General features: G+C 72.4%; 10 protein-coding genes. All 10 read right to left on the reverse strand.

Features of this window, described 5'->3' with window-relative positions; genetic code table 11:
• Positions 1 to 281: 281 nt before the first annotated feature.
• Complete coding sequence (locus J0670_RS19470; protein ID WP_207812905.1) at positions 282 to 785, reverse strand: GNAT family N-acetyltransferase; 504 nt, start codon at positions 783 to 785, stop codon at positions 282 to 284.
• 193 nt (positions 786 to 978) lie between these two features.
• Positions 979 to 1,236 (reverse strand): sigma-70 family RNA polymerase sigma factor, encoded by a 258-nt coding sequence (locus J0670_RS19475; protein WP_207812906.1) that lies wholly within the window; start codon positions 1,234 to 1,236, stop codon positions 979 to 981.
• Between the two features lie 108 nt (positions 1,237 to 1,344).
• Positions 1,345 to 2,769 (reverse strand): argininosuccinate lyase, encoded by a 1,425-nt coding sequence (gene argH, locus J0670_RS19480; RefSeq protein ID WP_207812907.1) that lies wholly within the window; start codon positions 2,767 to 2,769, stop codon positions 1,345 to 1,347.
• A 54-nt stretch (positions 2,770 to 2,823) separates the two neighbouring features.
• Positions 2,824 to 4,017: an argininosuccinate synthase gene (locus J0670_RS19485; protein WP_207812908.1), complete on the reverse strand. Its 1,194-nt coding sequence runs from the start codon at positions 4,015 to 4,017 to the stop codon at positions 2,824 to 2,826.
• A 149-nt stretch (positions 4,018 to 4,166) separates the two neighbouring features.
• A complete protein-coding gene (locus tag J0670_RS19490; protein WP_196946836.1) occupies positions 4,167 to 4,715 on the reverse strand; it encodes an arginine repressor in 549 nt (182 codons plus the stop codon).
• Between the two features lie 23 nt (positions 4,716 to 4,738).
• Positions 4,739 to 5,944: an acetylornithine transaminase gene (locus J0670_RS19495; protein WP_207812909.1), complete on the reverse strand. Its 1,206-nt coding sequence runs from the start codon at positions 5,942 to 5,944 to the stop codon at positions 4,739 to 4,741.
• Positions 5,941 to 6,816: an acetylglutamate kinase gene (argB, locus tag J0670_RS19500; RefSeq protein ID WP_207812912.1), complete on the reverse strand. Its 876-nt coding sequence runs from the start codon at positions 6,814 to 6,816 to the stop codon at positions 5,941 to 5,943. Before argB ends, J0670_RS19495 begins: the two co-directional genes overlap by 4 nt.
• A gap of 150 nt (positions 6,817 to 6,966) precedes the next feature.
• Complete coding sequence (gene argJ / locus J0670_RS19505) at positions 6,967 to 8,121, reverse strand: bifunctional glutamate N-acetyltransferase/amino-acid acetyltransferase ArgJ (RefSeq protein WP_207812913.1); 1,155 nt, start codon at positions 8,119 to 8,121, stop codon at positions 6,967 to 6,969.
• A gap of 11 nt (positions 8,122 to 8,132) precedes the next feature.
• On the reverse strand, positions 8,133 to 9,161 hold the full coding sequence (argC, locus tag J0670_RS19510) for an N-acetyl-gamma-glutamyl-phosphate reductase (RefSeq protein ID WP_207812910.1): 1,029 nt from the start codon (positions 9,159 to 9,161) through the stop codon (positions 8,133 to 8,135).
• A gap of 94 nt (positions 9,162 to 9,255) precedes the next feature.
• Positions 9,256 to 9,748 (reverse strand): class I SAM-dependent methyltransferase (locus J0670_RS19515; protein WP_207812911.1); only part of this gene is annotated, 493 nt, incomplete at its 5' end.

Consider the following 9,748-nt stretch of genomic DNA (forward strand, 5'->3'; position numbering starts at 1 on the left):
TCGACGGGGTGCCGGGGGCGATGGCCCTCAGCAGTGACACATTCGACGGCACATGGCACGCTCACCTGCCGGCAGCGTGCCGGTGGGGGTCCAGTTGGTCGTCGAAGTCATGTGAGCCAGTAAAACAGATCCGCCGGGCTGCGCCCAATTGTTTCGAAGGGCTGTCCGCATTGCGGACAGCCCCGTCGGCCACCAGCGGTGATACGACTCGGCGCCGCCACCGGTCGTCCGAATGGTGGCGGCGCCGAGGGGCCCGGTACGGGGCCGGTACGGGCGGGGGCTCAGGCGGTCGCGGCCAGCGGGGTCTCGGCGGACTTCTCCAGGTGGACGAAGCTCAGCCGGCTGCTGATCTGCTCGACGCCGGTCTGCCGGTAGCCCTGGCGGGCGTACAGGCGCAGGTTGCCCAGACTGCGGTGGCCGGTGAACAGGCGGTAGGCGGACACCGGGCGGCCGTCCTCGGCCAGCCGGCGCTCCAGGGCGTCCAGCAGCCTGCCGCCCAGGCCGTGCCGTTGCATCCGGGGGTGGACCACCAGACGCCCTATCCGGCCGATGCCGTCGTCGTCGACGTGGCCGCGGACGGCGCCGACCACCTCGTCGCCCAGCCGGGCGACCAGGACGTGCTGTTCGGTCAGTTCGGCGCGCAGGCTCTCCAGGCTCTGCGTCAGGGGCTCGATCGCCCAGTCGCCGTACAGCTCCGCCTCGGGCTGGTAGCCCAGGTACTGGAGCTTGAGGATCTGCTCCGCGTCCTCGGCCGCCGCGGCCGAGATGATCACGCTCATGCCCATGTGGAGGGGCCTCCCCAGTCGTCGTGCCCGGCGCGCAGAGGGTGGCGCGCTCACGCTCAGTATCCGAGTGATCGCGCCACCGTCAAGAGCTATGTTCGCCAGCGCTCTACCCGGGTGTCAGCTTCTCTCAACCTCCAGGGAGGCGGACGTGGCGAGAGTCACGCCCGGGCGGGGAGGGGTCGGTCACCGGGTGTCACGGGTAGCGCTCCCCGTGGAGGAGCAGCCGCAGGCAGGCCAGGCAGCGGGAGCGGGTGGGGCCGATCGAGCCGCGCGGCATGCCGAGGCGCTCGGAGAGCTCTCGGTAGGTGGGCGGCGGATCCTCGGCGAGGGCGGCGATCAGTTGCGGACAGCGACCGGGCAGCGCGGCGACGGTCTCACGGACCACTCGGCGGCGGTGTTCGGCGAGGTAGACGTCCTCGGCGGAGGGGACGGGTGAGAGGGGGGTGCACACACCGTGCATGACGGGCCCGGGCGGGGCCGGTTACGCCCCGGTCGGGGCGCGTACGCGGGAGGGGCGCACCGGTCGGACCGGCGCGCCCCTCCCCCGCGGGGCCGGGGATCAGCCCTGGGCCCACTCCTGCTGCCGCGCCAGGTCCGCCTTGACCTCGGCGAGCTGGACCGCGACGGCCGAGGGGGCGGTGCCGCCGCGCCCGTTGCGGGAGGCGACGGCGCCGTGCACGCTGAGCACCGACCGGACCTCGGGGGTCAGGTGCTCGGAGATCGAGGCGAACTGCGCGTCCGTCAGGTCGGACAGCTCGATGCCCTCGGCCTCGCAGACCTTGACGCAGGCTCCGGCCACCTCGTGCGCGACCCGGAACGGCACGCCCTGCTTGACCAGCCACTCGGCGATGTCGGTGGCGAGCGAGAAGCCGGCCGGGGCCAGCTCCTCCAGCCGCTCCCGGTGCACGGTGAGGGTGGCCATCATCCCGGTGAACGCGGGCAGCAGCACCTCCAGCGTGTCGCAGGAGTCGAAGACCGGCTCCTTGTCCTCCTGGAGGTCCCGGTTGTAGGCGAGCGGCAGCGCCTTGAGGGTGGCCAGCAGGCCGGTCAGGTTGCCGATCAGCCGGCCGGACTTGCCCCGGGCCAGCTCGGCGATGTCCGGGTTCTTCTTCTGCGGCATGATCGAGGAGCCGGTGGAGAAGGCGTCGTGCAGCGTGATGAAGCCGAACTCCTTGGTGTTCCAGATGATCACCTCCTCCGCGATCCGGGAGAGGTTGATGCCGATCATCGCGGTGACGAAGGCGAACTCGGCGACGAAGTCGCGCGAGGCCGTGCCGTCGATGGAGTTGCCGACCGAGCCGCCCTCGAAGCCGAGCTCGGCGGCGACGGCCTGCGGGTCGAGGCCGAGCGAGGAGCCGGCCAGCGCGCCGGAGCCGTACGGCGACACGGCGGTGCGGGCGTCCCACTGGCGCAGCCGCTCGGCGTCCCGGCCGAGGGCCTGCACGTGGGCGAGGACGTGGTGGGCGAAGAGCACCGGCTGGGCGTGCTGGAGGTGGGTGCGGCCCGGCATCGCGGTGTCCGGGTGCGCCTCGGCGAGGCCGACCAGGGCGTGCTGGAGGTCGAGCACCAGGCCGCCGATGATCTTCGCGTGGTCCCGCAGGTACATCCGGAACAGGGTGGCGATCTGGTCGTTGCGCGAGCGCCCGGCCCGCAGCTTTCCGCCGAGTTCCGCGCCGAGGCGCTCCAGCAGGCCGCGCTCCAGGGCGGTGTGCACGTCCTCGTCGGCGACGGTGCCGGTGAAGGTGCCCGCCTCGACGTCGGCGAGCAGCCGGTCGAGGCCGGCCAGCATGGCGGTCAGCTCCTCGTCGGACAGCAGGCCGGCCTTGTGCAGCACCCGGGCGTGCGCCTTGGAGCCGGCGATGTCGTAGGGCGCGAGGCGCCAGTCGAAGTGGACCGAAGCGGAGAGCTTGGCCAGCGCCTCGGACGGGCCGTCGGCGAAGCGCGCGCCCCAGAGGCGGACGTCGGAGGACTGCTCGGCGGACATCGCGTGGCTCCTTGTGCTGGGTACGGGAGGGGAGTTGGAGGGGGGGTCGGGCGGTCAGGCGAGGTCGCGGCGGGCGGCGAGCTTCGAGGACATCCCGAAGATCTCGATGAAGCCCTTGGACATCGACTGGTCGAAGGTGTCGCCGGTGTCGTAGGTGGCGAGGTTGAAGTCGTACAGCGACTGCTCGGACCTGCGGCCGTCGACCACGGCCCGGCCGCCGTGCAGCACCATCCGGATCTCGCCGGAGACGTACCGGTTGGCCTCGTCGACGAAGCCGTCCAGCGCGCGCTTGAGCGGGGAGAACCACAGGCCGTCGTAGACGAGTTCGGCCCAGCGCTGCTCCACCTGCCGCTTGTACCGGGCGAGTTCGCGCTCGACGGTGACGTTCTCCAGCGCCTGGTGGGCGGTGATCAGGGCGATCGCGCCGGGGGCCTCGTAGATCTCCCGGGACTTGATGCCGACCAGCCGGTCCTCGACCATGTCGAGCCGGCCGATGCCCTGGGCGCCGGCCCGCCGGTTCAGCTCCTCGACGGCCTCCAGGACGGTGACCTTCCGTCCGTCGATGGCGACCGGGACGCCGGCGTCGAAGGTGATGACCACCCGGTCGGCCTCGCGCGGGGCGGCCGGGTCCTGGGTGTACTCGTAGACGTCCTCGATCGGGGCGTTCCAGATGTCCTCCAGGAAGCCGGTCTCGACGGCCCGGCCGAAGACGTTCTGGTCGATCGAGTACGGGGACTTCTTCGTGGTGGCGATCGGCAGGCCCTTGGCCTCGGCGAAGGCGATCGCCTTGTCCCGGGTCATCGCGTAGTCCCGCACCGGGGCGATGCACTTCAGGCCCGGGGCCAGGGAGTTGATGCCGACCTCGAAGCGGACCTGGTCGTTGCCCTTGCCGGTGCAGCCGTGCGCGACGGTGGTGGCGCCGTGCTTCTTCGCGGCGGCGGCGAGGTGCTTGACGATGACCGGCCGGGAGAGCGCGGAGACCAGCGGGTACTGGCCCTGGTAGAGCGCGTTGGCCTTGATCGCGGGGAGGCAGTACTCCTCGGCGAACTCGTCCCGGGCGTCGGCGACCTCGGCCTCGACGGCGCCGCAGTCCAGTGCGCGCTGACGGATGACGTCGAGGTCCTCGCCGCCCTGGCCGACGTCGACGGCGACGGCGATGACCTCCGCGCCGGTCTCCTCGGCGATCCAGCCGATGCAGACGGACGTGTCGAGTCCTCCCGAGTAGGCGAGTATGACGCGCTCGGTCACGGCTTTCTCCTTTCAGCTCCGCGTACGGGGTCGTACAGGTTTGCGGCGATGGGCATAATTATGCACGACGCCGTATGAAACACAAACCCCGGCCGGTGGAAGCTCCACCGGCCGGGGTTCGTCGGGGTCGTACGCGCTGCTGCTGCGGGCTACTGCGCCTTGGCCTGGGCGAGTTGCATGAGGTGGTCGGCGAGCGCCTGGCCGCCGGCCGGGTCGCGACTGATCAGCAGCACGGTGTCGTCGCCGGCGATGGTGCCGATGATCTCGAACACCTCGGCCTGGTCGATCGCCGAGGCCAGGAACTGCGCGGCCCCGGGCGGGGTGCGCAGCACCACCAGGTTGCCGGAGGCCGTCGCGGAGACCATGAGCTCGCCGGCCAGCCGGGCCATCCGGCCCTCGCTGGCCGACTCCCCCATCGGCGCGCGCGGCGTACGGTCACCGCCCTCGGCCGGGACGGCGTAGATCAGCGCGCCGTCCCGGTTGCGGATCTTGACCGCGCCCAGCTCGTCCAGGTCCCGGGAGAGGGTGGCCTGGGTGACCACGAGTCCGTCGTCGGCGAGCAGCTTGGCGAGCTGGCTCTGCGAACGCACCGGCTGGCGGGTGAGCAGGTCCACGATCCGCCGGTGGCGCGCGGTGCGGGTCTGGGGGACCTGCGGCGTCGGGCCGGTGGCGGAGGGGCCGGAGTGGGAAACGGTCATGTGATTATTCTCCCGGACAACCGTCAACTCGCATCGCCCGGGGCGCTCTCGCGCACCGTCCGGAGGATGCCCGGCAGCGCGGCGAGGAAGGCGTCCGCCTCCTGCTCGGTCAGCACCAGCGGCGGAGCCAGCCGTACGGCGTCCGGAACGGCGGCGTTGACCAGGAAGCCCGCCTCCTGCGCGGCGGCCTGGATCTTCGCCGAGACCGGCGCGGTGAGCACGATGCCGAGCAGCAGCCCGGCCCCGCGCACGTGCGAGACCAGCGGGTCGCCGATCGCCTCCACACCGTGCCGCAGCCGCTCCCCCAGCTTGCGGGCGTGCTCCAGCAGGCCCTCGGACTCGATGGTGTCCAGCACCGCGAGCCCGGCCGCGGCGGCCACCGGGTTGCCGCCGAAGGTGGTGCCGTGCTGGCCCGGGGTGAGCAGCTCGGCCGCCTCGCCGAAGGCCAGCACCGCGCCCATCGGCAGGCCGCCGCCGAGCGCCTTGGCGAGGGTGACCACGTCCGGCTCGATGCCGTCGAAGGCCTGGTGGGCGAACCAGTGGCCGGTGCGGCCGATGCCGGTCTGGATCTCGTCCAGGACCAGCAGGGTGCCGGTGGCCCGGGTGATCTCGCGGGCCGCCCGGAGGTAGCCGTCGGGCAGCGGGATCGCGCCGTTCTCGCCCTGGACCGGCTCCAGGAAGACGGCGGCGGTCTCGGTGGTGACGGCCGCGCGCAGCGCCTCGACGTCGCCGAACGGGACGTGGGTGACGTCGCCGGGCAGCGGGCGGAACGGGTCCTGCTTGGCCGGCTGGCCGGTGAGCGCGAGGGCGCCCATGGTCCGGCCGTGGAAGCCGCCCTCCAGGGCGACCAGGTGGGTGCGGCCGGTGCGCCGGCTGATCTTGAACGCGGCCTCGTTGGCCTCGGCGCCGGAGTTGCAGAAGAACACCCGGCCGCCCTCCCGGCCGTCCAGCTTCAGCAGCCGCTCGGCGAGGGCGATGGTCGGCTCGGCCATGAAGAGGTTGGAGACGTGGCCGAGGGTGGCGATCTGCCGGCTGACCGCCTCGACCACCGCCGGGTGGGCGGTGCCGAGGGCGTTGACGGCGATGCCGCCCAGCAGGTCGGTGTACTCCTTGCCGTCCGCGTCCCACAGCTTGGCGCCCTCGCCCCGCACCAGCGGGATGCGGGGGGTGCCGTAGTTGTCGGTGAAGGTGTGCTGCCACCGGTCGGTGAGCTGCTCGTTGTGCGTCATGCCAGTCCCCCGGTCACGGTCGTCTCGTCGTCCGGCACGACCATCGTGCCGATGCCCTCGTCGGTGAAGATCTCCAGCAGCAGGCTGTGCTGGACCCGGCCGTCCAGGACGCGGGCGGTGCCCACGCCGGAGCGGACGGCGCGCAGGCAGCCCTCCATCTTGGGGAGCATGCCGGAGGCCAGGTCCGGCAGCAGCTCCTCCAGCTCACTCGCGGCGAGCTGGCTGATCACGTCGTCGGAGTTCGGCCAGTCCTTGTAGAGGCCCTCGACGTCGGTCAGCACCACCAGCATCTCGGCGCCGAGCGCGACCGCGAGGGCGGAGGCGGCGGTGTCGGCGTTGATGTTGTAGACGTGGCCGTCGGCACCGCGGGCGATCGAGGAGATCACCGGGATGCGACCGTCGGCGATCAGCGCCTTGACCGCGCCGGCCTCGATGTTGACGATGTCCCCGACCAGGCCGATGTCGACCTGCTCGCCGTCCACCACCGCGTAGCGCTTGACGGCCGTCATGGTGTGCGCGTCCTCGCCGGTCATGCCGACGGCGAAGGGGCCGTGCTCGTTGAGCAGGCCGACCAGTTCGCGCTGCACCTGGCCGGCCAGCACCATCCGGACCACGTCCATGGTCTCGGGGGTGGTGACCCGCAGGCCGTTGGTGAAGTTGGACTCCAGGCCGAGGCGGTCCAGCTGGGCGCTGATCTGCGGGCCGCCGCCGTGCACCACGACGGGGTGGAGTCCGGCGTAGCGGAGGAAGACGACGTCCTGGGCGAAGGCCGCCTTGAGGCTCTCGTCCACCATGGCGTTGCCGCCGAACTTGATCACGACGGTCTTGCCGTGGAAGCGCTCCAGCCACGGCAGCGCCTCGATCAGCGTCATGGCCTTGGGCAACGCGGTGTTGTTGCGGGCCTGTTCGCCCTTGGGTGCGATCTGCACGGGTTTCCCTCGTCGATGGGGTCCCTCCCCCGGCCGGAGGCTGGGGGAGGATGTCGCGGACCAGCGGATCGGGTGTCACCCGATCGGGCGAACTCAGGTGGAGTAGGCGCTGTTCTCGTGGACGTAGTCGGCGGTGAGGTCGTTGGTCCACAGCGAGGCGCTCGCCGTACCGGCGTTGAGGTTCGCGGTGATGACGACCTCACGGCCGCTCATGTCCACCAGCTCGCGGTCCTCGCCCACGCCGCCGTCCTTGCAGACCCAGACGCCGTTGATGGCCACGTCGAGCGCGTTCGGGTCGAAGGCCGCGGCGGTGGTGCCGATCGCGGCCAGCACCCGGCCCCAGTTGGGGTCCTCGCCGTGGATGGCGCACTTGAGCAGGTTGTTGCGGCTGATCGTGCGGGCGACCTCGACGGCCTCGTCCTCGGTGGCGGCGCCGGTGACGTCGATCCGGATGTCCTTGCTGGCGCCCTCGGCGTCGCCGATCAGCTGGCGGGCGAGGTCGGCGCTCACGGCGCGGACGGCCTCGGCGAACTCGGCCCGGTCCGGGGTGATACCGGTGGCGCCGGAGGCGAGCAGCAGCACGGTGTCGTTGGTCGACATGCAGCCGTCGGAGTCGATCCGGTCGAAGGTGGTGCGGGTGGCGCCGCGCAGCGCGGCGTCCAGGCCGGCGGCGTCCACGTCGGCGTCGGTGGTGAGGACGACCAGCATGGTGGCCAGGCTCGGGGCGAGCATGCCCGCGCCCTTGGCCATGCCGCCGACCGTCCAGCCGGCCGGGCTGGTGACCTGGGCGGTCTTGTGCACGGTGTCGGTGGTCTTGATGGCGATCGCGGCGGCCTCGCCGCCGGTCTCGCTGAGCTCCCCGGCGGCCAGGGCGACGCCGGGCAGCAGGATGTCCATCGGCAGCCGGACCCCGATCAGGCCGGTGGAGGCGACGGCGACCTCGCCGGCGTTGAGCTTCAGCTCCTCGGCGACCTTCTCCGCGGTGGCGTGGGTGTCCTGGAAGCCGAGCGGGCCGGTGCAGGCGTTGGCGCCACCGGAGTTGAGGACGACGGCGGAGACCTGGCCGCCCTTGAGGACCTGCTCGGACCAGAGCACCGGCGCGGCCTTGACCCGGTTGGCGGTGAAGACGCCGGCCGCGGCGAGCGAGGGGCCGTCGTTGACCACCAGGGCGAGGTCCGGGGTGCCGGAGGCCTTGATGCCGGCGGTCACTCCGGCGGCCCGGAAGCCCTGAGCGGCGGTCACGCCGATCTTCGGATTGGTCACGGTGCGACTCCGTTCACGGGAAGGCCCAGCTCCTCGGGCAGGCCCAGGGCGATGTTCATGCTCTGCACCGCGCCGCCCGCGGTGCCCTTGACCAGGTTGTCGATCGCGCTGATCGCGATGATCCGCCCGGCGGCCGCGTCCAGGGCGACCTGGACCAGGGCGGTGTTGGCGCCGTAGACGCTGCTGGTCTGCGGCCACTGCCCCTCGGGCAGCAGGTGGACGAACGGCTCGTCCGCGAACGCGTCGGCGTAGGCGGCGCGCAGGCTCTCGGCGGTCACGCCCGGCTTGGCCTTGGCGGAGCAGGTGGCGAGGATGCCGCGCGGCATCGGGACGAGGGTGGGCGTGAAGGAGACGGTCACCGGCTCGCCCGCGACCGGGGTGAGGTTCTGCACCATCTCCGGGGTGTGCCGGTGCACGCCGCCGACGCCGTACGCGCTGACGTTGCCCATGACCTCGCTGCCCAGCAGGTGGGGCTTGGCGGCCTTGCCGGCGCCGGAGGTGCCGGAGGCGGCGACCACCACGGCCTCCGGCTCGGCGAGCCCGGCCGCGTACGCCGGGAAGAGCGCCAGGGAGACGGCCGTCGGATAGCAGCCGGGGACGGCGATCCGGTTGCTGCCCTTCAGCGCGGCGCGGTGGCCGGGGAGTTCGGGCAGGCCGTAGGGCCAGGTGCCGGCGTGCGCGGAGCCGTAGAACTGCTCCCAGTCGGCGGCGGCCCTGAGCCGGAAGTCGGCGCCGCAGTCGACCACCAGGACGTCCTGGCCGAGGGCCTCGGCGACGGCGGCGGACTGGCCGTGCGGCAGCGCGAGGAACACCACGTCGTGGCCGGCCAGCACCTCGGGGGTGGTGGGTTCGAGGACGCGGTCGGCGAGCGGGAGCAGGTGCGGCTGCAGCGCGCCCAGTCTGGTGCCCGCGTTCGAGCCGCCGGTCAGCGCCCCGATCTCCACCTCCGGGTGGCCGAGCAGCAGGCGCAGCACCTCACCGCCCGCGTACCCGCTCGCGCCTGCGACGGCGACTCGCAAAGCCATGACGTTCCTCCTTAGTCGTGGCATGAATATACGCGTGACGGAAAATTCATGCAAGGAGTTGCGAGTGAGGCCTTGGAGGCGCCTCCGGGGCGGATCAGCGCTTGACCGCCCGCAGCACCACGAACTTGGGGTTCCCGGCGACGAGTTGGCAGTTGCCGAAGAGGCGGCGCAGCTTGACGTGGTAGCCCAGGTGGCGGTTGCCGACCACCCAGAGCTCGCCGCCGGGCCGCAGCGCCCGCCGGGCGCCGGTGAACATCCGCCAGGCGGTGGCGTCGGTGGTGGCCTGGTGGGAGTGGAACGGCGGGTTGTTGAGCACCAGGTCCACCGAGCCCGGGGCGAACACCTCCGGGGCGAGCGCGTCGGCGGTCAGGAACTCGGCCGGGGCGTCCGGGCCCAGGTTGGTGCGGAAGGTCTCCTCGGCGGAGGCCACCGCCTGGTGCGACTCGTCCACGAACACCAGCTCGGCGCCCGGCCCGGCCAGCGCGGCGGCCGTACCGACCACGCCGTTGCCGCAGCCGAGGTCGACCACCCGGTCGCCGGGGGCGGGGGTCGGCAGGTGGGCCAGGAAGAAGCGGGTGCCGATGTCG

The sequence above is a fragment of the Streptomyces sp. FH025 genome (genome assembly GCF_017427025.1).
Lineage (GTDB): Bacteria > Actinomycetota > Actinomycetes > Streptomycetales > Streptomycetaceae > Kitasatospora.